We start from the raw sequence: 24,518 nt of genomic DNA, 5'->3' as shown, positions 1-24,518 counted from the left end.
ATTGTATCCTGATGAGTGACAGCTATTGCTCATAGAGTTTATTGACATCTACAGGGTTCTACACGATTTTAATAGCAGTGCTGAGCATGCAGTCTAAGCCAATAAACCTAACTATATTGGCTGCTTAAAATCGCTGAATAGAATAGAGTAGTCCACATATCAGACTATCTCAACAGCCTTAAGCTACCCATTTAAGCAAGAGACCTAATGAGTAGCAATGCCAATTACAAAAGCCGATACAGGTTGTTAAAGTTATTTATCTGTCGTAACTTTAGATTTTTTTTTGCGTTTTAAAGTAAAAATATCTGAGCGTCGGTCTTTTAGGTTATTGACTGACCCTTCGTTGCGCACATGAGTTAATGAATCAAGATTTACATCTGAGAAGAAAATCATCTCAGTATTCGCAGTGGTTTCGGCCATAATAGCATCATGGGGAAAAGCAAAATCAGAAGGCGAGAATACAGCTGATTGTGCATATTGAATATCCAGACTCTCAACCTGAGGTAAGTTACCAACTGAACCACAAATCATCACATAACATTCATTTTCAATGGCACGGGCTTGCGCACAGTGACGCACCCGTAAATAGCCGTTTTTAGTGTCAGTCCAAAATGGCACAAATAAGATATCCATATCATCTAAGGCAAGTAAACGAGCTAGCTCAGGAAATTCAATATCGTAGCAAATGAGAATGCCAATACGTCCAGCATCGGTATCAAATACTTGAATTTTATCGCCACCTTCGATGACCCAAGCACTTCGCTCATGCGGGGTAATGTGAATTTTACGTTGCTCTTCGACAGTACCATCACGGCGACATAAATAACTGACATTATATAAAACTTCGTCATCGTCAAATAATGGCATAGACCCCGTAATGACATTGACATTATAGCTAACAGCTAAGTTTGATATTTCGTTTTTAAACCATTCGGTGTAATCCGCTAAAAAGCGAATGGCCACGTGTTGGTCAGTAGACTCGCACAGACCCATTAATGGCGCATTAAAAAACTCTGGTAAGCAGGCAAAGTCAGAGTTGTAATCTGCCATAATGTCAACAAAGTATTCAACCTGCTGAAGTAACTCTTCGGGTGATCCAACCTCTCGCATTTGCCACTGGATGCCGCCAATACGTACCTCTGTTTTACCTGTATTGGGTTTGTAGTCTTGTGGCTCATAATAAATATTAGCCCATTCAAGAAGGGTCGCATAACCTTTTGAGTGTTTATCATCAGGCAAGTAACCCCCTAAGATTCGCTTAACGATAAAATCGTTGGATAGCTGAAATGACAAAGCAGGATCATGAACTTCTCGGGATTGAACCGCTTCAATATATTCAGCAGGAGTTAAGTTTTGATGGTTATGATAATTAGGAATACGCCCACCCGCTAAAATGGCCCTAAAATTCATCTGACGACACAGCTCTTTACGGGCATCGTAAAGTCTACGACCGAGTCGATAACCACGATAATCAGGGTCAATAAGGGCATCTAGCCCATACATGGCATCGCCATTCGGGTCATCTTTGATGATTTCGCGCTGGCCAATTAAATCATCATAGGTATGCGGATTTGAAAATTTCTGATAATCAACCCGCATGGTAAGTACCATACCTATCAATTTATCATGATCAAAAAGGGCTATCTGACCTTCTGGAAATGAATTAATTAAAGTATTAATGGTCGTTTTTGACCACGCCCCACCTAAGTTAGCGTAAACCCGATCCATTAACGACTTTAGTTGTGAATAGTCTTTCTTTTTAATTTCAGCAATTTTCAGATGAAAATCATCAGCTTTATTCATATTATGCCTCTTATACCAGTATCTATAGCCTTTCTAAGACAATGAAATGCAAATTTAATGAGGTATTATAAGTATGCATATTTCAGCAAAGAGTGAAAATTTGTAAATAGGTATCAATATTTATCATGCTAATATAAAACCCATTATTATTTATTATGTAAAAAGTTATAAAGCGGCAAAAGAAGACATTAAAAAGACAATATATTACAAAATTGTTAATGACTTATAAAATATGTTACATTGAAGTACATATACTAAAGTCTAATTGATAATTAATGTATGTTAAAAATCCATGCTTCCTATATTTTATATTAAACATTTAACTATTAAGTAGGAATACTTTAAAGGATGCTATGAATGCCTACAACTCTAGCATATAAGCGTGTATTAGACTCTTTATCGAGATTAAGGGCTGATACATTGGTACGGGTAGTGTATGTCAGTATGTTAACCGTTAGAAGCCGTTTAAATCCCGTGATATTTGATGATTTGGCCATTAAAGCGACTATAAGCAATAAAGCTAACGGAATTACGGGTATTCTAAGTTATGGGAAGGGGGCCTTTCTACAATGTGTAGAAGGTAAAAAGTCTGATGTACTCATGTTGTTGAAAAGTATCTTTAATGATAGCCGCCACAAAGACATCAAAGTGCTTATGTGTAAGCCTATTGAAGCACGGTATTTTAATGACTGGCGTATGCGTATGCTTTTTTGCGAAAGTTGGCTTTGGTCAGCGAATACTAAGGAGCAAGCGAATCACATGTTCGAGTTTCTGCCTTTTGAGCCTCATCATTGGTCAACGCAAAAATTAAATCGGTTTATAGAGGCTGTCAAGAGCTTTGAGGCGACAGTTCAGAGGAAAAATATTAGCATGATTTATAATACTTTTGGTCAGATGGTTCAAAGAGTGATCGGTCCGCATCAGGCCTTTTTATTAGTGCAAGGTGTTCTGGGAATTATGGTTCTCATTTCATTGATTGAGCTATACTTTTTTTTATAATAGGTTAAAAGTTTAAACGATGGTCTAACTGCTAATAGTTTAGTAATAATAAAAAATACTTTAGAATGTGATACTAGACGCTAGGCCTCACGGGTTAGCGTCTTTTTTAGATTTAGACGAATATTTTTATGAATAAGTGTAGTTATAAACAGAAATTAGATGTCGAATATTTTTCCCCGGTTCATGATTCCATTAGGATCAAACACTTTTTTAATCGATTTGAGATACTCAATCTCAGTTTCACTACGGGTGTAGGATAGGTAGGGTTTTTTGGTCATTCCCACCCCGTGTTCAGCAGAAACAGAACCGCCATATTTTTGTACGGTGGTAAAAACTAAGTCATTCACACTTTGACACTTTTCAAAAAATTCATCTTTAGATAAATTTTCAGGCTTCAATATATTAAGATGTAAGTTGCCATCGCCGATATGACCGAACCAGCAAATCTCGAAGTCAGGATAGTTACTGTTTACCACAGCTTCAATGTCTTTAATAAATTCTGGTACATAGCTTATCAGCACTGATACATCATTTTTATAAGGGGTAAAGACTGAAATCGTTTCCGAAATATATTCACGCAGTTTCCAAAGCTCAATGGCTTGGGCAATGCTTTGACTCATGACACCGTCAACTATCCATCCATTTTCCATACACGTCTCAAATATCGCCATTGCCTTATCCATAATAGGCTCATACGGCGCTTCAAATTCAAGTAGAGCGTAATATTTAGTACGGGCTTCAAACGGCTCTTGTACATGACCTGTTGCCATTAACTTGTCAAGGGCAACGTCATCAAAAAATTCAAAAGCAGTCAGGTCAATTTTATCTTGGAAGGCTGAGAGCACATTCATAACATGATCAAATTCATCCATGCCGAAAACCATCACGGTTAAATCTTGCGGCGCACGTTCAAGTTTAATTTGTGCTTTGGTTACAATACCAAGCGTTCCTTCAGCACCGATAAATAAGTGCCGTAAATCATAGCCTGTCGCATTTTTTGTCATGCCTCGGTTAAGGTTTAATATGTCTCCATTGCCAGTGACAACCGTTAATCCCATTATCCAGCGGCGGGTCATACCATAGCGGATAACCTTAATACCACCCGCATTGGTACCAATATTGCCACCAATTTGACTTGAGCCTGCAGACGCAAAATCTACAGGATAATAAAGGCCTTTATCTTCTGCAAACTGTTGCAACTGCTCTGTGATAACGCCTGCTTCAATCTCCACCATGCGGTCAGCTGGATAAAAATGACCAATGTTGTTCATTTTATCTAAACTAACTACAATTTCGCCATTACTGGCTACTGCACCAGCTGATAAACCCGTACGACCCCCACTAGGGGTTATAACAATATTATGGGAATTAGCTAACTTTACCAGTGCTTGTACTTGCTCGGTTGATTTAGGGAAAACAATAGCACTAGGCGCAGGAGAAAAGTGTTTGGTCCAGTCTTTACCCCAGTGCTCAAGACTTTCACAATCGGTTTTAATTTGATTGTCATCAAAATCGTGGTTACTTGTCAGGCTCGATAGTAAAGCATTGAGGGCTACTGGTTTGGTCTGTATTGACGCATTCAGCGTTGTCTCATCAACATGGGATTGATCAGCACTGTGCACTTGTTCGTGAGCGGGAGAGCGGTTATTCATGGTATTGTGAGTGGTCATAATAGTCTCTGTTTTTTGAATATGTTAGCCCATTAAACTGTGGGTATTAAAAGGTCAAAATATTAATCCATGGCAAGTTTATAGTCATTATTGGCAAGCAGTTATTCAATTTAGAGCCTGACATTACTATAGTTTTTGGTATAAGATAGACACATTATGACACGAGGTTTATTGGTTATAAAGACGTAAGTATATTTTGGATTATAACTAAAACAGTGTCCAGACGTTTGTTATAGAACTTTTTTATTAGAAATTTTACAGTTTAAAAATTGTATTTGATAATCCTCATCACAGATTAAGGGCGATAAGTATGGCACTATCACTTGATAAAGATAAGATTCGTTTTCTACTATTAGAAGGCGTACACGATAATGCTTTAAAAGTATTAAATAATGCAGGCTACACTAACATTGAATATCTTTCACATGCTTTAGATCCAGAAGAGCTGGCTGAAAAGATCAAAGATGCACACTTTATCGGTATTCGTTCACGTACACAGTTGACACGAGATATTCTTGAGCAAGCTGATAAATTAATTGCTATTGGTTGTTTTTGTATTGGTACTAACCAAGTTGATTTAGAGGCAGCACGTGAGTTTGGTATTCCAGTATTTAATGCCCCTTATTCAAATACTCGTTCTGTCGCTGAGTTGGTATTGGCGGAAGCGATTATGTTATACCGAGGTATTCCTGAGAAGAATGCGGTTGTGCATCGTGGTGGCTGGGGCAAATCGGCTAAGAACTCGCATGAAGTGCGCGGTAAAGTCATGGGTATTGTCGGCTATGGTTCCATCGGATCGCAGCTGTCAGTGTTGGCCGAAAGCTTAGGTATGAAGGTTATCTATCATGATGTGTTAACCAAACTGCCTTTAGGGAATGCTGAGCAGGTGGGTAGCTTAGATGAGCTATTAAATAAAGCAGATGTGGTAACGCTTCACGTACCAGATGTACCAAGTACCCGCTATATGATGAAAAAACAGCAGTTTGATCAAATGAAAGAGGGCAGTTATTTCATTAATGCCGCACGCGGTACTTGCGTTGAGATTGATGATTTAGCCGCAGCCCTTGAGTCAGGTAAATTATTAGGCGCTGCTGTGGACGTATTCCCGAAAGAGCCAAAATCAGCCGATCAAGAGTTTGAGTCGCCACTTCGTAAGTTTGATAATGTCATTCTAACGCCGCACATCGGTGGATCAACGCAAGAGGCGCAGGCGAATATTGGTCTAGAGGTAGCAGAGAAATTTGTCAAGTACTCTGATGCAGGGGATACCACAACGGCAGTGAATTTCCCAGAAGTAAGCGTTCCGATAAAAGAAAATTCACACCGTCTCTTACATATTCATAGAAACGTACCAGGAGTATTGTCGCAAATTAACACCTCTTTCGCGTCAGCAGGTATTAATATTTTAGCGCAGAGCTTAATGACAGAAGGCGATGTGGGTTATTTAGTGATGGATGTTGATAATCGTGATTCGGACGAAGCACTTGAGCAGCTAAAACACATAGAAGAGACTATTCGCGTACGCGTATTGTTTTAATTTATGTTTGAGAGTTTGATAGTTCGATTAAATTAGCTGGCAGTTGCCAGCTTTTTTTTACTTTTTAATAAGCGAATGATTAATACCATACTAATATGATGTCATTCATAAGTATTCAACAGGGTCAATTTAGGACTTTACTTTATAAGAGCTATCAGCAGCCGTCTATTAATCGTAATTATAGCCAGCCTATTCACTAAGGATTACTAAGGTACGTTACTGAATACGTTTTGAGAGCTTGTTTTTTAAACGCATTACTACAAATGCAAGACTAAGTAACAATACAATGAGACCCACAAATTTAGAGATTGGCGAAATATATTGTTCGACTTTGTCGTAATTCTCGCCCAAAATATATCCAGAATATGCTAATAGAGAGGTCCAAATAGCCGAGCCTAAAGCTGTCAGCACTAGAAAAGGCAGTAAAGACATATGGTTCATACCTGCTGGAATAGAAATCAGCGAGCGGATAGCGGGTACCATACGCCCAAAAAATATAACCATTCTTCCATATTTATTAAACCAACGATTGGCATTAGTGACATCACTTGGCTTCACTAAGACCCATTTTCCGTACTTTTCTATTAGGTTCAGCAAGCGTTTTTCATCAAATAGTGTGCCTAAATAGTATAAAGGCAGGGCTCCTATCACTGACCCCAAAGTGCCAGCGATAATGACAAGTATGAGTTGAATATCGCCTTGAGCGGCAGCAAATCCTGCAGCGGGCATGATTAACTCAGAGGGTATGGGGGGAAAAACGTTTTCTAAAAACATCATTATCGTCACGCCAATATAACCTAGCGTATCCATTAGGGTAAGAATCCACTCGTTTAAATTTTCCATCACTGCCCTTTTCTTTTTTTAATAAACCCCTAAAATTTTGAAGTAGTATTGTAAATGTTTTTGATGATGTTGAGGATTATACCGTATAAAGATATTGTGCCAGATCAAAGTTAACTATATTATTTGTATTAATATTATATAAAATATAATAATATTTTTTAATACTTATATTGTTTATGTATTCTATTGCTAGAATAGGGTTAAAAGTGCCTTAATAGGTTTAAATCAAAAAATTAAACTACTGTAATAATCGATATAACTTACAAAGACAAATTTTAATACTACGCTTGCTAAAACTGCTTACGACAGACACTTATTACCAAGGTATAAATGCTATGAAAATCAAATCCTTTTTGCACGATGACACTGAAACCTACACGCACGTGCTCATCGATACAGTTAATAAAGTTTGTGCAGTCATTGATCCTGTATTGGATTACGACTTTAAAGCGGGTCGAACAAATACAGACGCTGCTGATAAATTAATTAGCTATGTGCACCATAATCAATTAAAGGTCGAATATATCATTGAGACCCATGCGCATGCCGATCACCTGTCGTCAGCAAAGTACATCAAAAAACAGCTTGGAGGTAAGTTGGTTATTGGTAAGTATATTACAGAGGTACAAAAAACATTTAAGGACATCTTTAATTTAGACACCAGTTTTAGAACTGATGCAAGTCAATTCAATATGCTTACCGAAGGGGGTAGCACGTTTATGCTGGGTACCATTGAAATATCTGCGCAACATGTGCCAGGGCATACACACGCAGATATGGCTTATATTGCCCGAGAAACGGTATCAGATACTTTACAAGAAAGTGAAAGGCTGGCTGTATTTGTAGGCGATACTCTATTTGCTCCTGATGTTGGTACTGCCCGTTGCGATTTTCCAGGAGGCGATGCTGCAACTCTTTATGACTCTATTCAAAAGTTACTGTCTTTGCCAGAAAGTACAGAAGTTTATTTATGCCATGATTATCCACCCGAAGGGCGCTCTCATAGTCCTGTGACTACTGTGGCTGCGCAAAAAGCACATAATAAACATGTGCGTGACGGTATTAGTAAACCAGAGTTTATCAAAATGAGAACAGAGCGTGATGCAAGGTTGGATATGCCGATACTGATTATTCCTTCAGTACAGGTCAATATTCGAGCCGGAGAAATGCCAGATCCTGAAGATAATGGTATACGATATTTAAAAGTACCTTTAAATATATTAGCCTGATACATGAGAGTAATGGATATGACAGTTAATAAGGATATGATAGTTAATAAAAAAGAGCCTGTTAATAAAAAATAATAGTTGAGGGTATTGGGCAGTTATAGCGTAGGTTGTTAAGGTTGATTTTATTAACTAGGCGTTGTTGCTAATTCATTCATTATAAAGTTTGTGGTACTATAACGAGACACAATCGTGGGTTTAATTGCTGTTGCTTCGGTACAGACTGAAACATAATGGCATTGCAACTTCCAGCACGATGTAAAATAATTCTGGTAAAGCGCATGAGCCTCTACTCCGACAAGGTCATCTGTGCCGTATAAGATTCTTTTGTGTCGGAGTATGGGAGTCTACTATGTCTGTATTACCACCCTCTACGCCTGATTGTTTGGGCGTGCCCTTGTTAGATTCTAGGCTATATACCCGCCGTTACACGCCTCGTTGTTGTTTAGCTGAGCACGCTATTCATCAAATGGTTTCATTACAGTTAAATGCTCATGCTATTGTTAAAGCTATGGACTATCCTCGTCAACATATCATTGCAGCATCAGATCGCCTACGTTACGTATTATGTAGTCGCAATATGGGCTTAGATGGTAGTTATATTGATGCTTATTACGATGCTAAAGGTTTTTTAGAAAAACTATGTGAGTTACTGCAGATAGAGCCTGAATACTATCGCGTCGAAATGGCTATCATTGAGCAAACGCTATAATTCATCTAGTATTGCCTTAAAACAAAGCCACTAAAACTCTTATTTTTTATTTAGCGTAATTTGGGGCGGTTTAGTGTATTTTTAATGATAGGATTTTAGTCATGGCTGACTTAATGAATAAGTTACCTAAAGACACTTACGGTTTAGTTAAGACAATCTTTAAGATATTGATACGCATTGCGATTGCTGTACTGATCGGGCTTATTGGCTTTTATTTAATGTTTATATCGACTATGGGGCCGTCGTACGCGCCTAATGTTTGGGAGGGTCGCTGGGATATGGTGATTAGATTGTCCGAGCTTGTATTGGGCGCAGGTATTATAATGGCCACTCTTATTTGGCTGGTGTGGCCATTATTGAGATGGTTATATCAGACTATCTTAAATGTCTAGCTGAGCATTTAATGGTTATGGCCGATATGGCTAAGCTCTGTATGATTATGTTCAGCGTCATTTAAGGAACACACGATGGCGTCAAGACGATTGTGTGGATGCTCCACAGATTCTACCTGAATTGTGGTGTGGCTTATTCCTAATGTTTCAAGACGGTGCTCGAGGTCATGGATTAGCTCACTGGCTTTAGTAATTCGCATATCCCCATCAACGACGACATGACAAGATAGTGCATGAAGCCCGCTTGTGATACTCCAGATGTGCAGGTCATGTACGGTAATAATGGACTCATGGGATTCAATAGTATGCTTTATTTCATCCACCGAAATCTCTACTGGCGTGCCCTCCATAAGGATATGTGTCGAGGCTTTTACCACCCTAAACCCACTAATTAAAATTAAAATAGCGACGATAATGGAGGCAACCGGATCAGCCCACCACCAACCCATCCATATCATGGCTAAAGCGGCGACAATAGCAGCTACTGAGCCTAGTAAATCGCCTAATACATGCAAGTAAGCACTGTGCATATTGAGATTTGTCTCAGTAGACTTAGGATTATCGTGCTCGTGTTTGTGATCGTCCCCGTTACTGTGACTGTGTGAGTGTGACGCACCACCACGATGCAATAGCCAAGCGACAATTAGGTTGACGGTTAGCCCAATACTGGCAATTATTAACATACCTCTAGAAGCAATGTCAGGCGGGGAAGTAAAGCGCCCGAAAGCCTCCCATAAGATCATTACTGCAATAATAATTAAGGTGGCCCCATTGGCACCGGCGACTAAAATCTCAAAGCGCTTATATCCATAAGTTTTTTCACTATTAGCCTCCTTTTCACCTATTTTAAACGCCAATAGGGTAGCCCCTAGGGCAGCCGCATCCGACAGCATATGACCCGCATCCGATAAAAGCGCCAAACTATGAGTTAGTAAACCTCCAATTGCCTCAACCAACATAAACACGGTAATGATTAAAAAACTAAACAACAGAGTACGACGTTGTTTACTCATATCCCTCGCCTTCGGTTCATCATGAAAATGCGGAGGATCATGGGCTATAGTGTGATCTTCTATAACAGGCGCTGGATGGTCATTGTTATGTGAATTATGGGTGTTCATCGCTCCTTTAATCTCCGTATTGAGGAAATAATTTAGCGGCAAGTTGCGGCTAAAGTTTGGTAAATAAGCTAGTGTACTCAAAAACATGCCATTAATATGCGAGTTTTACCAGCCTATGGGGTCGATATCTAGTGTCAGTTTTAAATATTTAGCTGAAGGAAGTTCAATTACCTGTGGCCACCAATAGTCAAGAATTTGATGCAAGTGTGGGCGCTGTTTTGATAAAAGTAGTAGTTGTGAATGAAAACGGCTATTTTTCTTTTTCATTGGGGCATCTACAGGACCAAATATTGCGAGTTTGTTGTCTGGCAGTATTGAGATAGCATCTTGCAACGCTTGGGTCGTGCGCTGTAAAGTTTTTCCTTCACAACGAATCAATGCACCGTGAGTATACGGAGGTAACCCGAGCATTTTACGTTCTTTTAACAAAGCTAGGGCAAAAGAATGGTAGCCTTCACCCACAAGCTTTTGCAATAAAGGGTTTTCCGGTTGTACGGTTTGAATCAGCACGGTTCCAGGTTTACTGCCACGACCAGAGCGCCCTGCAACCTGCACAATAAGCTGAGCCGTATGTTCAGGGGAGCGAAAATCTGGCGACAAAAAGCCACGGTCTGCATTTGGTAGGCACACTAATGTTACATTTGGAAAGTGATGACCTTTAGCAACCATTTGTGTGCCAACTAAAATGGCAGGATTTCCTGTATTAATGCGTTGGTAAATATTATCCCAGCTGTCTTTTTTGCGCGTGGTATCTCGATCAATTTGAATAATAGGGTATATTTTTTTACTGGTTTGTGGATTGGCAAACAGCGCATGCAGGCTTTCAGTGAGTCGAGTTGTACCCATACCAACCGCATCTAAGTTAACACTATGACAGTCTGGGCAAGTCTGAGGTATAGGGCTTTGCCAATCACAATGATGACATTTAAGGTAGCTTGGCTGCTGGCTATTCAATTGACTATGATGCACTGTTAAGTGGGAATCGCAGCGAACACAATTCGCTTGCCAACCGCATGCACCACACAGGAGAATAGGGGCATAGCCGCGACGGTTTAAAAACACCAACACCTGTTCGCCCGCCTCAAGTGTCTGGCGAATAGCTGTAATTATCTGTTCTGTCAGGCCTGAGTTTTGTGAGGTTTGTGAGCTAGGGAGAAGGTTTGGTTTGACTAATGCTGCTTCGTTTGACTGTGCTTGTATTGACTGTGCTTGACTGGACTGAACAGAAACAGGAAGGTTGCTATAAATGGTCGGTGCATCTCTAGCATCTACCAGTTTCATCTTCGCCAGCTTTGCGGTTCCAGCGCGCTTTGTTAGAGCAAGCTCGACAAGTTTGCCATCATCAACCAGTTTAAAATGCTCAAGCGAAGGGGTAGCCGTACCAAGTATGACTGGGATTTTAGCTTGAAAGGCTCTATAGAGTGCCACATCAGCTGCATGATAGCGTAGGGTGTCTTGCTGCTTGTAGGATTGATCATGTGACTCGTCAACCACAATCATGCCAAGGTTTGCAAACGGATACAGTACGGATGAACGTGTGCCAATAATAATTTGTGCTTGCCCAATCCTACAGTCTTCCCAACCCTGCATTCGCTGAGTATCATTAACACCAGAGTGGAGTAGGGTAATATTGGCTGCAAAACGTTTAGCAAATCGGGCTTTTGTTTGGGGGGTAAGACCAATCTCAGGGACTAAAATCAGTACTTGTTTACCTGCTTCTAAAACAGGCTGCATCGCTTGTAAATAGACTTCAGTTTTTCCGCTACCGGTAACCCCATTAAGCAAAAATCCTGTGTATCTTTTGTCATGAAAGGTCTGGACTATTTGCTTTACTGCATGGGCTTGTTCGTCATTTAAATCTAGTGGCATTTTTGCCAAGCGAACCGGCTGTGGGGGTTGTGTTTCTTTAAGATATGACTCAATAAAGCCTTTTGCTTCTAAACGCTTAAGAAAAGGGCGCTCCATCCCTTCTAAAAGTAAAACATCTTCACTTGCGCCATGTTTGCCATGCAGTTTAAGCATCGTAAATTGCAGCTTTTGCTTATGAGCATTTTGCTTAAAGTCATCTTCATTAATGTTAGGCAGTATTCGCCAATGGGTAATGAGCAAATCCAGAGGCCTCCCCTGACGAATGAGCGAGGGTAACATTACTGAAATAACATCGCCAAGCGGGTAGTGGTAATAGCCAGCCAGCCAACGAGCTAAAGCTAGCATATCCTGATTTAAAATGGGTTTATCATCTAAGGATGCTTTAATGGCTTTGAGTTTATTAACGGGTACATCGCAGTCTTTCTTACTGATATGTGCGACAACAACACCAATGAGAATTTGCCTTCCAAAAGGTACTTTTACCCGCCCACCAACAGGCGGAAGCTTTGTTTCTTGCAATAAGGGTTGGTCTAAACTTGTTGTTGGATGACTTAAAGCTGTGCTATCTGTTGGGGGTAAGTAATCAAACTCACGATACAAAGGGACTGGTAGAGCGACACGAATGAGCATGAGTGCGGACTACTCCAATTGTGAAATTTAGTTGGAAACGACTAAGCTCATTGGATTTAATCCAGAGTAATTCTTAATAGTATCAGTCGCTTTTTTTTTGTGCATAGCCGTTTCCTATTCTTAGACTACTATTGCCTGCCTAAATAGCATCTTATCTAAGCTAAGCAATTAGGATGCTGGAATAACCTATATAAACAGAGTATAGACGATAAGGAGTGCCTGTTTAAATACGTTTAAGTATTAAATGATCTTAATAAATGAGCTTAAGTATTAGTTAAGGGCGCTTGATACTTAGTAAACTTAACCTAGGCTTCGATAAATAAAATCGACTCAATTTCGACGACACTGCCCATGGGTAATGCGGCCACTTGTACCGCAGCGCGGGCAGGATAGGGGGCGCTTAATCGCTCAACAAATATCGCATTTAAAGCGTTGAAATTCGCTAAATCAGTCAGTGATACGTTGAATTTTACGACATCGCTAAGTTCGCCACCAGCAGCTTTGCAAATAGCTTCAATATTATCCATGACTTGAGCGGCTTGAGCCTCAAACCCTTCTTGCAATGTCATGGTTTTCGGATCTAAGCCTATTTGACCAGAAATATAAACAGTGCTGCCACCAGTACTTGAAATTTTGACTGCTTGTGAATAGGTGCCAACGGCCGCTGGCGCTTTGTCTGTTTGAATAATTTGACGTGACATAAGTAATCCTTAATAAATTTAACGATGCGCTATTTAAAATATTTAATAAGTATGGCCTATAGAGCTCCAATTAACTATTAGAACCTGTATTCCTACGCTAAAGTTAGGCAAAAATAGCCAATTATAGGTTGTGAATAGAGCTTCTTAAAGTCGGTATAAACGGCGGATACTACCAAACCCAACCTGAGGTCTTAATGCTTCAATACCCTCTAATAAATGACTACGACTACGGACGATAACATTGATGACAGTGGAATCCGATCGTATATCAACCTTTTCAACCCCAATATTTAACTGACGTAGAGTATAAACGACGTGTGAGACTTGCTCTTCGTTTAATGCAAGGTTGATTTTAAGAAAAGCAGTAAAATGAGGTCGCTCACTTGGATGATCGATGCTCTCTTCAATCTGTTCTTCACTGTACCAATTCAGTTGAACTAACTCATAAGGCTTATCAACGTATTTATTGATAATTGAGTAGCAACGATGGCGATGAAGCATCAACCCATGTGTGGTTAAATGACCAATAATAGGGTCGCCAAAAATAGGGCGGCAACATCCTGCAAAGTGTACCTCGACCCCATTAGCATTAGATAATAACTGATTAGGTCGATCAAAACCTTTTTTGCGCGCCAGTTCATGATTTTTGGTCACATCATCGCTAAAGAGGCGGGATACAACCAGCTGTGGTAGCAAATTACCTGCACTCATTTTTTCAAATAATACCGATTTACTGTCTGTATTTTGCCAATGCAACAAATCCTGCCAATCTTCTTCAGTAACATCTGCCAGAGACTTGCCATAAGTTTGTAGAGCCCGATCTAGCGCTTGCTTACCATGCAGTTGTTGCTCAGCGAGAGATAAGCTACTAAACCAACGGCGTAAAGTACGATGCGCTTTACTAGTAACCACAATGCCGAGCCATTCGGCTTTTGGCTTGGCATCTTTATCTACTTCTATCTCGACAGTTTGTCCACTTTTTAAAACTGATCCTAATTTAGCACTCTTGGCATCGATTTTAGCGCCAACAGCAATATTGCCGACTTTTGGGCCAACCGCGTAAGCAAAGTCTAAAGCGGTAGCTCCTCGTGGCAATTCATATACACGACCTTTTGGACTGTAGCATAAAATCTTCCGAGAGTTTAGATAGGATATTAAGTCGTCAATTGTGTCAACCATGCTACCGTAGTCAAGCTCGGTACTTTGATCGTTTTGACCCAAATCTATCAGCTCCTTCATATTGCGAAGCGACGCTTGAATGACCGAACGGCTGACTTCGGAGGCATGTTCACCAATGACGCCAAGTCGAGCGGCTGCTTGCATTTTTCGGGTCAAAATCGTTACTTTAATGGTGTCGTTATCGCGTACGTAGGTTAGAGTAAGGGATTGGTTGCCACCAGGCAGTGGATGGCGAATATTGTCCTCTACTTGATGCTCAGGAATAGCATATTTCTTTATTAGATAATCAGCTAATAAATCGCATTCTTCGATCGTGTGGGTAACAATCTCAAAAGCATAGTGGCGTAGTAAGTCATCAATATCGCCGCGGTTACGAAAAAATTGACGATACATAATGACTTGATTGTCAAGTACACGCACATGAGCAGATAACTTATGTCGATCAAGTAAATGGTTTAAATACTGCTGAATAGCATCTTTTTGATATTTGCGCCCCAGCCCGTGCTGTAACAGCTTATCAGACATTTTGGTATACATAATGGGGTCGATATTTCGGTAGCACAGTACCTCAATGTAGTCAGCAATATCATTGAGTCCCATAATGCGTGCAAAGGGCACATAAAATTGTAGAGTCTCACGTGCAGTTGAGCGCTGTTTCTCAGGTCTTACTGCATCTAAGGTAGACATATTATGCAATCGGTCTGCCAGTTTTATAACCAAAACACGAGGATCGTCAAGGGTTGCTGACATAATTTTATGAAAGGTAGCTGCTTTGTTTTGCTGCTTATTATGGCTTGAAGATTTAAGTTTGGTCACGCCATCTACCAAACGGGCTACGGTAACACCATATCGTTTAGAGACTTCATCATCTGTGACCTCAGTATCTTCTACTGTATCGTGCAAAATTGCGGCAATGATTGTGTCCCGATCTAATCGAAAACCAGCCAATATTTCAGCGACTGCGATAGGGTGGGTAATGTATGGTTCTCCTGACTTGCGAAAGTCATTCTTATGGGCAATATCTGCATATTGGCAGGCATCAATTACATCTTTCTTTTCTTTTACATTAAGGTAGGCCACTGAACGCATCAAGTTATATTGTGCTTCATCAACAAGATGGTGACTAAGTTTAGGGAGATCTTTCATATCTGCTTTATAAGAATGATCGACAGTATTCGAATCTGGCAAAGAGATGTTAAGATCAATATAGTCAGTCGGGTCTATAACGGTTGTTGAATTGGTTATATAGTTCACGGGTTTGCCGTCTATTTCATTACTATAACGAGAACCATCTATGTTGCGTGCTTCTGAATCTCTGGTGTTCAAGCCAGTATTATGGTCTTCATTCAGTCTGTGTGTTGGCTGTAACATGGTTTAGCTATCCTTCAGCAAAGCAACCGGTAGTGTTAATACTTGTCAATTTTTAGTTTGATGTTATTAATTATTCAACAATGAAATGAGCTTTCTCAAAGCGTTAAACTTATTTTATCGTTTTACATTTGATTTTATCATCATAAGATTATAGATCTGTATGCGTACTTAGCAAATGGTCAACGCTTACCTACTGAAATCTAAGACTATAAATCCAATGTCAGTATATGACGATACCAATGTATAGATTGAAATAAGAGATAGATTGAGCTATAGAGTAAAGTTATACGGTCAAAAAAAGCCGCTTTATTGCAGTCAACATCTCAGAGAGTTAACGCAGTAAAAGTAAGCGACTGTTGTAAATATCTTAAAATTTAAGTTATTAATTTTACTACTTTAAATAGGGTCTTGGGTTTGTAAAAACTCACTTATTAAATAAATAATTTAAATACTTTAAAATAAAGGCAAATAATAGTCCTAGTGTTATATTTTTGGGGTAAGGCAGAGCAACTGTCTTAAAAGGTCCTTTCTTATTCATCTTTATTTTAATAAATAAAAAAAGAGTTACTCAACTTTCTTAGATCAGAATGACTAAGCACAAAATAATGTGTTTAAACCGAACTGATCTGCCACCCTAATACTTTGAGTTAATAGTATTATTTTTATAAAACTCTAGTGCTTCTAATTAAACGCAAAAGTGTCATTATGTCAATAGTTAATAATACAAAACAATCGACTTGGTCTTTATTTTAACCTTTGTAATGTCACTCTACGTTACCCAAAATAAGCCTTAAATAGAATAGATACGGCATTGACCGACTAACCAACTTCCTATGCCCAGTTAATCTCCTATGTCAGTAAATCCACTTGTTATTCGTGGTTTTTATTTTATATGCAGCTGCATCGTTATATATTATATATAGTTATTTATTACTACTGTATTTATTTAAAACCGGATATGTCTGCAATTAAAAAACCACAAGTGGCATAAAGCCAGTTGTGGTTTCATATATATGTTCGCAAGATTTCGAGCTGTGACTTAGAGCGATATAGAAAAATTATAACAAGATGAGTCTATATTAAAATTAGTCTATCTTAAAAACCATGACCGCTGCTAAGTGCTAAGTCTAGCGAGTTAGTCGCAAAGTGATGGTCAGGTTGATGGAGAATATCTCTTGATACCAAGCCTGCCGCTATTTCGCGCAGGGCTAAAACTGTTGGTTTATCATTTTCAACTTCAACCAATGGCTCAGCTGTACCTTTCGCTAATTGTTGAGCGCGTTTACTGGCAACCAATACTAGCTCAAAGCGATTATCTACTGCATGTAAGCAGTCTTCTACTGTAACTCGTGCCATAAAATCCTCTTTTATCACTGTGGTAAGTGATGCTTGCAAATAACTGGTTAATAAGGTCAATCAGTAATTATAGCAAAAATAAGCAACCTATGTGCCCATATTTTTATGTGGCTAGCAAAATTTTAGGGGGTTGTTAGGTCTGCAATTGTCTCACTATACCGTGCTTGTTGGCGTTCAAGGGTTTGGCGCTTTGCTACAATAATAGACTTAAGCTCAGACAAAGCCACTTCAAAGTGATCATTGATAACCACATAATCGAAATGTACATATTGTCTCATCTCATTGACGGCACCGGCAAGTCTCTTTTCGATCACTTCTTGACTGTCTAGGCCCCTTGATGATAAGCGTTGCCGCAAAGTCGCTAAACTGGGTGGTAGTATAAAAATCATAATGGCATCTGAGTAAATCTTCTTAACTTGTAAAGCGCCTTGCCAATCGATTTCTAAAATAACATCTATTCCTGAGTTTAGTTGGTCACTGACACTTTTTTGAGACGTACCATAAAAATTTTCAAATACTTGGGCGTGTTCCAGAAAGTCTCCCGCCTTAATACCCTGACTAAATGTCTCTTTGTCGGTAAAATGGTAATCAATACCATCTATTTCACCGGGACGAGGCTGGCGAGTCGTGTGTGATACACTGACAGCTAAGTCATTGGTAGTGGCAATAAGCTGTTTAACCAACGAAGTTTTACCGGTACCAGAAGCTGCGGTAATAATGAACAGGGATCCTTTCATTTATCTCTCTCAGGGCAGTTATTAAGGGTAAAGTTTGCAATCTTAAAATTCATATTAGAAACAAAATGTGCAAATGTTGTATCTGACTATGTAAAAAGTTATGGTAAAGTATGAACGAATCTGGCAGCTTCTTAATGGTAATGGTATTTGAACTGTATTTTATTCAAGCCATATTTCAGTTATTTAGTTTAAATACCATCATCAATTATTATTGATTGCAATCTGATTGAGTGCTCATTATACACATTGCTTATATTGAGAAGTAGAGGCCATTGCAACCTTTAAACTATAAAAGACTTTTAATGAATCAGTTAAATACTGTTTATTAATTTAAATATTTATTAATTTAACTATTTAATCTATCAAATTATTTATCAATTTTCATCATTTAATGCAAGGGTATATTATGCAGATTTATCTTGCAAATCCTCGTGGTTTCTGCGCTGGGGTAGACAGGGCCATAGCCATTGTTAACGAAGCATTGGCTCGTTTTGATCCCCCAATATACGTGCGCCATGAAGTGGTACATAATAAGTTTGTGGTGTCAGATTTAGCGAATCGTGGTGCGGTATTTGTAGAAGAGTTACACGAAGTGCCAGATGGATCGATTGTTATCTTTTCAGCACATGGGGTGTCGAAAGCTGTTGAGGATGAAGCCGAACGTCGAGATTTAACCGTATTCGATGCCACTTGTCCACTGGTTACTAAAGTGCATATTGAAGTGGCAAAATTTGCTCGCGATGGTATGGATGCGGTGCTTATTGGTCATCAAGGACATCCAGAGGTTGAAGGTACCATGGGCCGGTTTAGTAGAAAGTATGGCGGCGAGATACACTTGGTTGAAGACCCAGAAGATGTGAAAACGCTTGAGGTAAGCGATCCTGAACAGTTAGCATTTGTGACCCAAACCACTTTATCAATGGATGATACAGCGATTGTAATTGATGCGCTGCGTGAGAAGTTCCCCAAGATTCAAGGGCCACGTAAAGATGATATTTGCTATGCAACACAAAATCGTCAAGATGCCGTAAAAGATTTGGCAAGCCGTTGTGAGATTGTTTTGGTGGTTGGTTCGCCCAACTCTTCAAATTCTAACCGCTTACGTGAGCTGGCTGAGCGTATGGGCTGTAAGGCATATTTGATTGATGATGCCAGTGAAATGAGAAAAGACTGGTTCGATGGTGTCAACGCAGTTGGTGTAACGGCAGGTGCCTCTGCTCCAGAGATTCTTATTCAAGATGTACTTAGTCAATTGCAAAGGTGGGGGGGGAGTCTGCCATCTGAGATTGAGGGTATTGAAGAAAATGTCACCTTTAGTTTACCGAAGGCGTTACGTATCCCTGTTTCTCAAGTAGACCCATAACAAACATATAGACCCATAACATATAGACCCATAAATTATAAATTTTAACGTTTATATCGCATATATCACTCTAAACTAAATACAGATCTAAACTAAATACAGATCTAAACTAAATACAGATCTAAAATAAATACAGAAGTTTTACCGTAAACTAAGGTTAAGAATGACTTATGGTTAATTATTATCAGAGTTTAAAACGTGAGCGCATGACAGATGGGTCATGTGTCGCCCACTATAAACCTACTGAACATGCTCAGGGGGCGTGGAACGAGAATGAACAGCATATGGGCCCAGCCACAGCGGTACTGATGCATGAGATTGCTAAATTTCATCCACAAGATAGTTTAAGAGTGGCAAGAGTTAGTTTAGATATTCTCGGCATGATTCCGCTTAAAGAGTTTACCATCACTACGCGTACTATTCGGCCGGGTAAAACCATTGAGTTGGTTGAGTCAGTTATGAATAGTGAGGGGCGAGACTGTGTTGTCGCTAGAGCATGGCGTTTATTAACGCAAGATACCAGTGAAATTGCAGGGTTGGAAGACGCAAAAGCACCCCATCCTCCAGAGGACTTGCCCTCGTGGGAGGAGATTAGAGGATGGCCAGGTGGGTTTATTGAAAGTTTGCAGCTTAAGTCAGAACCAAATAGACGCCCTGGTAAAGGTTTGGTATGGATAACGACAGATGCTGAAATCGTGAAAGGAGAGCAAACGGCAGACTGGGTACGTTTGCTTGGTTTGGCTGATGTGGCGAATGGGGTGGTACCTAGAACGGGAATGGACTTGGCTTCAGCTGAATGGATGTTTCCCAATACAGATTTGCAAATTCATATGCACCGATTGCCGCAAGGTCGTTGGTTAGGCGTCGAAGCTGTACAACAACATGGTGCCGATGGTATTGGATTAACCAGCGCAATATTGCATGATGTGCACGGACCATTTGGACGTAGTGAACAAATTCTAACGGTTCGACCGATGCCAAATAAGCCAAATAAAAAGCAGTGATGGGTAATCAAGATAGGGGCTAAACAGTATTGGAATAGATAGTATAGGGATAGAACGCTCAAAGCTTAATATAGTAAAAAAGACTCATGCTTTAGTGCAATCAAAAGCGTAAAGCGTTAACTAGTAAAGCGTTATCGCTGCTAATAATTTTTTGCACCTTTATAACATGAGGTTCAATAACCTAAGCCCTGTCAACTAGGCGAGCTAAACAAACTAAATGAGTTGTTTCACGCTATTTTTTATACCTCGCAACTACCGAGGCTGATGTATCAACCAGCTTTACCCTACTATTTCTCTCATTTCATTCAAATACCTTAAATTCACATGCCTTAAATTCAAATGCTTTGAACTATACTGACTCACAGTACAGTGTCGTCCTAAGCTAATAGTGATGTTTACCAAACTAATGTTAATGTCTTATACGTATTAGATATCTATTAGTTTGATGACCGTCAACTTGTTATACAACGGACTCATTGAGCGTTCGATTTATCATGTATCATATCGTTTGAAAGGCTGAGATTAAATTAGCGAGCATTAATCTTAGCATCGCCTTGAAAAAATTACCCCACGCCCATATTAGTGTAAAGGACTAATGAAAAGGACTAGACTTGGAATTAAGATTACTTCAATTGTAATCTATCTCTAAAGACAAAATAAAATTAAATTAAATCTATCTTTCAAAGAGGAATTTATGAGCGAAAAAAATGCAACTCAACATGTTTTTGAGGCCGAAGTTTCCCAGCTATTACACTTAGTGACTCACTCACTGTATTCAAATGCTGATATTTTTGTGCGTGAATTGGTATCAAACGCATCAGATGCTTGCGATAAGCTGCGTTTTGAGGCCACAGCGGATGATAGTTTGTATGAGACAGATGGCGAATTAAGAGTTCGTATTGATGTCGATGAACAAGCAAAGACAGTAACCATTATCGATAACGGTATTGGTATGAATGAGGCCGACGCCATTGAGAACTTAGGAACCATTGCTAAGTCGGGCACTAAAGCATTTTTAGACAAGCTTTCTGAGTCACAAAAACAAGATGGCCAGCTCATCGGTCAGTTTGGGGTTGGTTTTTATTCAGGCTTTATTGTTGCCGATAAAATTACGGTTGAATCTCGCAAAGCGGGGGAGTCCGCTGATACAGGGGTGCGTTGGGTATCTGATGGCACAGGTAAGTTCACAACTGAGACGATTACCAAAGATGAGCGTGGTACTTCAATAACACTACATCTAAAAGAAGAATACACAGAAGGCGAAAACAACTATCTTGACCGCAATAAAATTAAAAGATTGGTAAATAAGTATTCAGATCACATTAGCCTACCGATTCAAATGCGTAAAGAAGTATGGCAAGAAGAGGTAAAGGAAGAGGGCGCTGATTCAGATGAAAATGCAGTGCCATCTGGCGAAATGGTGTTGACTGACGAGTGGGAAACCATTAATAAAGCCAGTGCCCTGTGGACGCGTTCAAGTTCTGAGATTGACGATGAAGAATACCAAGAGTTTTATAAAAACATCAGCTATGACTTTAATGAGCCGTTAGCGTGGACGCACAACCGTGTTGAAGGTCGGGTTCAATATACACAGTTATTATATATTCCTAAAAAAGCGCCCTTTGATTTGTACGCACGTGAACAGCAACATGGCTTAAAGCTGTATGTTAAACGCGTGTTTATTATGGACGATGCCGAACAGTTATTGCCAATGTATTTGCGCTTTGTAAAAGGTGTGATTGATTCAGCAGACTTACCGCTTAATGTAAGCCGTGAGTTATTGCAAGAGTCGCGTGATGTGAAGTCTATTCGTGATGGTAACGCCCGCCGTGTATTAACGCTATTGGCAAGCTTAGCTAATAGTGAGGAGGAAGCCAAACAAGCGAAGTTTAAAGAGTTCTATGCTGAATTTGGTGACGTTATCAAAGAAGGCCTTGGCGAAGACATAACCAACCAAGAGCGCATCGCTAAGCTACTTCGTTATACCACTAGCACCCATGACGGCTTAGAAACTAGCTTTGCAGACTATAAAGAGCGTATGAAAGACGGCCAAAAAGCCATTTATTATTTAACGGCTGAAAGTTTAACTGCTGCTAAAAATAGCCCGCAACTCGAGTTGTTCAAGAAAAAAGGCATCGAAGTTATTTTAATGACCAGTCGTGTTGACGAATGGGCGATGAACTTCTTAACCCAGTTTGATGACACGCCACTACAAAACATCGCTAAAGGAGCGGTTGACTTAGGCGACTTGCAAGACGAAGAAGAAAAAGCAGAAGCTGAAAAAGCTCAAGAAACTATGAAGCCTGTGGTTGAAAAGTTGAAAACAGCATTGGGCGAGCGTGCAAGCGACGTACGAGTCTCTAACCGTTTGGTAGATAGTCCTGCGATTTTAGTGACGCCAGAGGGTGCGATGACCCCGCAAATGGTACAAATGCTGAAGCAAATGGGTCAAGAAGTGCCAGACGTTAAACCTACGCTTGAAGTGAACCCAAATCATCCATTAATTCAAAAGCTTGACTCTAGTGAGCAGTTTGACGGCGATTTTGACAAGCTGGCACAAGTTATCTTTGACCAAGCGTTACTTGCCGAAGGTGGTCAGCTAGAAGACCCAGCGGCTTACTTAAAGCGTGTCAATGAGCTTTTATTAAAATAAGCGTAAACGTTTAATCACTTTATTAGATATATAAAAAAAGGACTCAAACGAGTCCTTTTTTTATGCAATGACTAATACCAATCATGAAAAAAACGATGAATCAAGGGTGGTTGGTATTGAGGAAAGAGATCCAACAACTTCACTGGCTTATCCCAAATTTAGGTTTTGCTAAAAGGGTGTGCCCTATCATTTCTTTTTGAAAAAAAGGTCACCATGCTTATTTTTTCTTAAAGCCTCTATACGCCAGCTGATATTAGGGTGGTCTATCATGGCATTATTTACTGTATCCCATATATTATTAGTTTCAATATGATTTTTTTCGTATTCGGCTAAGTCAACTTTTCTATACAAATGTTTGCCTGATGCCAGCATCATCAAACCCTTACACTCTATATCATGTGATAAATAATAGCCGAGCTTATCACAACCATACTCTCTGGCTCTACTTAAGGGCAGGCCTATAATGTATTTAATCAGAGGTAAATTAGAAATAAAGGTCAATAGGGCATACCACCAAAATACATGACCTAAACGGATATGTCCCAGCTCATGACCCAATATGAAACGCACAATATCCATATCGTTATTTTCTAAAGCTTTTTCTAAAATATCTGAATAAATGGCACCAAAACGGCGATAACCAGGCACACAAGTGGCAAACGCGTTTAATGCACCATTACCATTTTTTAAATATAAATCAGGGATTTTCTCAAAGCCTAACTCAGTCGCTAATTCGACCCAAAGCTCATAAACCTCCCCAAACTGATTGGGGGTAATTTGAATGCCATTACCTCTTAAATCTCCAAATATTTTACCGATGGCAAGAATCATACCTAAAATAAGAATAAAAGGGGCGACTAGAATTAAAGGAAGGCTTAATTTTTCAACACTGGATATTAAGTTTTGATCCTCTTCAGATATTTTTTCTAAGATGGCATCATGTTCTAAGTCAGCTTCTTTAGGATGCTCGGATTTATATTCTTCAATGACTAACTCTTGTGAATATTGCACAATATCTTCTTTAAAAATCGCAATACCGATGGCAGATAAAGTGACAAATAAGGTTAATAACGCAGAAATTATCAATAGAGGCATCTCTAGACGATGACGACTTTTTTTAACAAGATGGTCTGACTGGCACATTTTCTTTCCTAAACGCAATATATAAAAATAAAAAACCCTAACTTAGTCAAAAGTTAGGGTTTTTTTCATGACAAACGCAACGTACTAACAATTCTGTAATAAGCGTGATACTATCATATGTATATACAATGTAACAAGTTGTTTAATTTAGCATGGTTGGCTTCTAAATAAAAAAAGCAATTTATCCCAAGTCAATTAACAGAGTTTTG

The 24,518-nt window shown here is 39.4% G+C and carries 18 protein-coding genes; 8 read left to right on the top strand and 10 right to left on the bottom strand.

All coding sequences use genetic code 11. The annotated features are described in order from the left end of the window. Nucleotides 1-252 precede the first annotated feature (252 nt). Entirely contained in the window at nt 253-1,803 is a 1,551-nt protein-coding gene (locus AC2SLN_RS08285; RefSeq protein WP_486548284.1) for a carbon-nitrogen hydrolase family protein, read from the bottom strand. A 357-nt stretch (nt 1,804-2,160) separates the two neighbouring features. Here AC2SLN_RS08285 and AC2SLN_RS08280 point away from each other — a divergent pair, with 357 nt between their 5' ends. Next, nucleotides 2,161-2,802 carry a BLUF domain-containing protein gene (locus AC2SLN_RS08280; protein WP_486548285.1) on the top strand — a complete coding sequence of 214 codons (642 nt, stop codon included), beginning with the start codon at nt 2,161-2,163 and terminating at the stop codon, nt 2,800-2,802. 155 nt (nt 2,803-2,957) lie between these two features. Here AC2SLN_RS08280 and AC2SLN_RS08275 read toward each other — a convergent pair whose 3' ends face one another. After that, nucleotides 2,958-4,472 carry a D-2-hydroxyglutarate dehydrogenase gene (locus AC2SLN_RS08275; RefSeq protein WP_486548286.1) on the bottom strand — a complete coding sequence of 505 codons (1,515 nt, stop codon included), beginning with the start codon at nt 4,470-4,472 and terminating at the stop codon, nt 2,958-2,960. A gap of 304 nt (nt 4,473-4,776) precedes the next feature. On the opposite strand from AC2SLN_RS08275, the gene serA reads away from it, so the two are divergent. Next, entirely contained in the window at nt 4,777-6,009 is a 1,233-nt protein-coding gene (gene serA, locus AC2SLN_RS08270) for a phosphoglycerate dehydrogenase (protein ID WP_486548333.1), read from the top strand. Between the two features lie 216 nt (nt 6,010-6,225). Here the strand turns inward: serA and AC2SLN_RS08265 are convergent, their stop codons facing one another. Continuing rightward, entirely contained in the window at nt 6,226-6,852 is a 627-nt protein-coding gene (locus AC2SLN_RS08265) for a DedA family protein (RefSeq protein WP_486548287.1), read from the bottom strand. Nucleotides 6,853-7,187: 335 nt separating this feature from the next. On the opposite strand from AC2SLN_RS08265, the gene AC2SLN_RS08260 reads away from it, so the two are divergent. The 3 genes from AC2SLN_RS08260 (at nt 7,188) to AC2SLN_RS08250 (ending at nt 9,182) form a co-directional block, all read left to right on the top strand. Further along, nucleotides 7,188-8,081, top strand: a complete 894-nt coding sequence (locus AC2SLN_RS08260) for an MBL fold metallo-hydrolase (RefSeq protein ID WP_486548288.1) — start codon at nt 7,188-7,190, stop codon at nt 8,079-8,081. 349 nt (nt 8,082-8,430) lie between these two features. Then, nucleotides 8,431-8,790 (top strand): hypothetical protein, encoded by a 360-nt coding sequence (locus tag AC2SLN_RS08255; RefSeq protein WP_486548289.1) that lies wholly within the window; start codon nt 8,431-8,433, stop codon nt 8,788-8,790. A 101-nt stretch (nt 8,791-8,891) separates the two neighbouring features. Further along, nucleotides 8,892-9,182, top strand: coding sequence for a hypothetical protein (locus tag AC2SLN_RS08250; protein ID WP_486548290.1), 291 nt, complete (start codon nt 8,892-8,894; stop codon nt 9,180-9,182). An 8-nt stretch (nt 9,183-9,190) separates the two neighbouring features. On the opposite strand, the gene AC2SLN_RS08245 is transcribed toward AC2SLN_RS08250, so the two are convergent. The 6 genes from AC2SLN_RS08245 to gmk all read right to left on the bottom strand — a co-directional run bounded on the left by AC2SLN_RS08245 (nt 9,191) and on the right by gmk (nt 18,146). Next, nucleotides 9,191-10,303: a cation diffusion facilitator family transporter gene (locus tag AC2SLN_RS08245; protein WP_486548334.1), complete on the bottom strand. Its 1,113-nt coding sequence runs from the start codon at nt 10,301-10,303 to the stop codon at nt 9,191-9,193. 105 nt (nt 10,304-10,408) lie between these two features. Further along, entirely contained in the window at nt 10,409-12,802 is a 2,394-nt protein-coding gene (locus AC2SLN_RS08240) for a primosomal protein N' (RefSeq protein ID WP_486548291.1), read from the bottom strand. A gap of 305 nt (nt 12,803-13,107) precedes the next feature. Further along, nucleotides 13,108-13,503, bottom strand: coding sequence for a Rid family detoxifying hydrolase (locus AC2SLN_RS08235; RefSeq protein WP_486548292.1), 396 nt, complete (start codon nt 13,501-13,503; stop codon nt 13,108-13,110). A gap of 144 nt (nt 13,504-13,647) precedes the next feature. Further along, nucleotides 13,648-15,828: a RelA/SpoT family protein gene (locus AC2SLN_RS08230; RefSeq protein WP_486548335.1), complete on the bottom strand. Its 2,181-nt coding sequence runs from the start codon at nt 15,826-15,828 to the stop codon at nt 13,648-13,650. A 1,320-nt stretch (nt 15,829-17,148) separates the two neighbouring features. Continuing rightward, nucleotides 17,149-17,409, bottom strand: coding sequence for a DNA-directed RNA polymerase subunit omega (rpoZ, locus tag AC2SLN_RS08225; protein WP_486548293.1), 261 nt, complete (start codon nt 17,407-17,409; stop codon nt 17,149-17,151). A gap of 122 nt (nt 17,410-17,531) precedes the next feature. Next, nucleotides 17,532-18,146, bottom strand: a complete 615-nt coding sequence (gmk, locus tag AC2SLN_RS08220; RefSeq protein WP_486548294.1) for a guanylate kinase — start codon at nt 18,144-18,146, stop codon at nt 17,532-17,534. A 406-nt stretch (nt 18,147-18,552) separates the two neighbouring features. Here gmk and ispH point away from each other — a divergent pair, with 406 nt between their 5' ends. From ispH to htpG, 3 genes are all read left to right on the top strand, one after another. Continuing rightward, on the top strand, nt 18,553-19,509 hold the full coding sequence (gene ispH / locus AC2SLN_RS08215) for a 4-hydroxy-3-methylbut-2-enyl diphosphate reductase (protein WP_486548295.1): 957 nt from the start codon (nt 18,553-18,555) through the stop codon (nt 19,507-19,509). 170 nt (nt 19,510-19,679) lie between these two features. Further along, nucleotides 19,680-20,513, top strand: coding sequence for a thioesterase family protein (locus tag AC2SLN_RS08210; protein WP_486548296.1), 834 nt, complete (start codon nt 19,680-19,682; stop codon nt 20,511-20,513). A gap of 694 nt (nt 20,514-21,207) precedes the next feature. Then, on the top strand, nt 21,208-23,166 hold the full coding sequence (gene htpG / locus AC2SLN_RS08205) for a molecular chaperone HtpG (RefSeq protein ID WP_486548297.1): 1,959 nt from the start codon (nt 21,208-21,210) through the stop codon (nt 23,164-23,166). Nucleotides 23,167-23,352: 186 nt separating this feature from the next. On the opposite strand, the gene AC2SLN_RS08200 is transcribed toward htpG, so the two are convergent. Next, nucleotides 23,353-24,309: a M48 family metallopeptidase gene (locus tag AC2SLN_RS08200; protein ID WP_486548298.1), complete on the bottom strand. Its 957-nt coding sequence runs from the start codon at nt 24,307-24,309 to the stop codon at nt 23,353-23,355. Nucleotides 24,310-24,518 lie beyond the last annotated feature (209 nt).

This window comes from Psychrobacter sp. CX90 (assembly GCF_057396305.2).
This window is presented reverse-complemented; position numbering and strand designations above follow the sequence as displayed.

Coding starts and splice junctions, on each gene's coding strand:
- AC2SLN_RS08200 (WP_486548298.1), bottom strand. CDS start 24,309: ATGTGCCAGTCAGACCATCTTGTTAAAAAAAGTCGTCATCGTCTAGAG.
- AC2SLN_RS08280 (WP_486548285.1), top strand. CDS start 2,161: ATGCCTACAACTCTAGCATATAAGCGTGTATTAGACTCTTTATCGAGA.
- AC2SLN_RS08210 (WP_486548296.1), top strand. CDS start 19,680: ATGGTTAATTATTATCAGAGTTTAAAACGTGAGCGCATGACAGATGGG.
- gmk (WP_486548294.1), bottom strand. CDS start 18,146: ATGAAAGGATCCCTGTTCATTATTACCGCAGCTTCTGGTACCGGTAAA.
- AC2SLN_RS08275 (WP_486548286.1), bottom strand. CDS start 4,472: ATGACCACTCACAATACCATGAATAACCGCTCTCCCGCTCACGAACAA.
- AC2SLN_RS08240 (WP_486548291.1), bottom strand. CDS start 12,802: ATGCTCATTCGTGTCGCTCTACCAGTCCCTTTGTATCGTGAGTTTGAT.
- AC2SLN_RS08265 (WP_486548287.1), bottom strand. CDS start 6,852: ATGGAAAATTTAAACGAGTGGATTCTTACCCTAATGGATACGCTAGGT.
- AC2SLN_RS08255 (WP_486548289.1), top strand. CDS start 8,431: ATGTCTGTATTACCACCCTCTACGCCTGATTGTTTGGGCGTGCCCTTG.
- AC2SLN_RS08230 (WP_486548335.1), bottom strand. CDS start 15,828: ATGAAAGATCTCCCTAAACTTAGTCACCATCTTGTTGATGAAGCACAA.
- rpoZ (WP_486548293.1), bottom strand. CDS start 17,409: ATGGCACGAGTTACAGTAGAAGACTGCTTACATGCAGTAGATAATCGC.
- AC2SLN_RS08245 (WP_486548334.1), bottom strand. CDS start 10,303: ATGAACACCCATAATTCACATAACAATGACCATCCAGCGCCTGTTATA.
- AC2SLN_RS08260 (WP_486548288.1), top strand. CDS start 7,188: ATGAAAATCAAATCCTTTTTGCACGATGACACTGAAACCTACACGCAC.
- AC2SLN_RS08235 (WP_486548292.1), bottom strand. CDS start 13,503: ATGTCACGTCAAATTATTCAAACAGACAAAGCGCCAGCGGCCGTTGGC.
- AC2SLN_RS08285 (WP_486548284.1), bottom strand. CDS start 1,803: ATGAATAAAGCTGATGATTTTCATCTGAAAATTGCTGAAATTAAAAAG.
- ispH (WP_486548295.1), top strand. CDS start 18,553: ATGCAGATTTATCTTGCAAATCCTCGTGGTTTCTGCGCTGGGGTAGAC.
- AC2SLN_RS08250 (WP_486548290.1), top strand. CDS start 8,892: ATGGCTGACTTAATGAATAAGTTACCTAAAGACACTTACGGTTTAGTT.
- htpG (WP_486548297.1), top strand. CDS start 21,208: ATGAGCGAAAAAAATGCAACTCAACATGTTTTTGAGGCCGAAGTTTCC.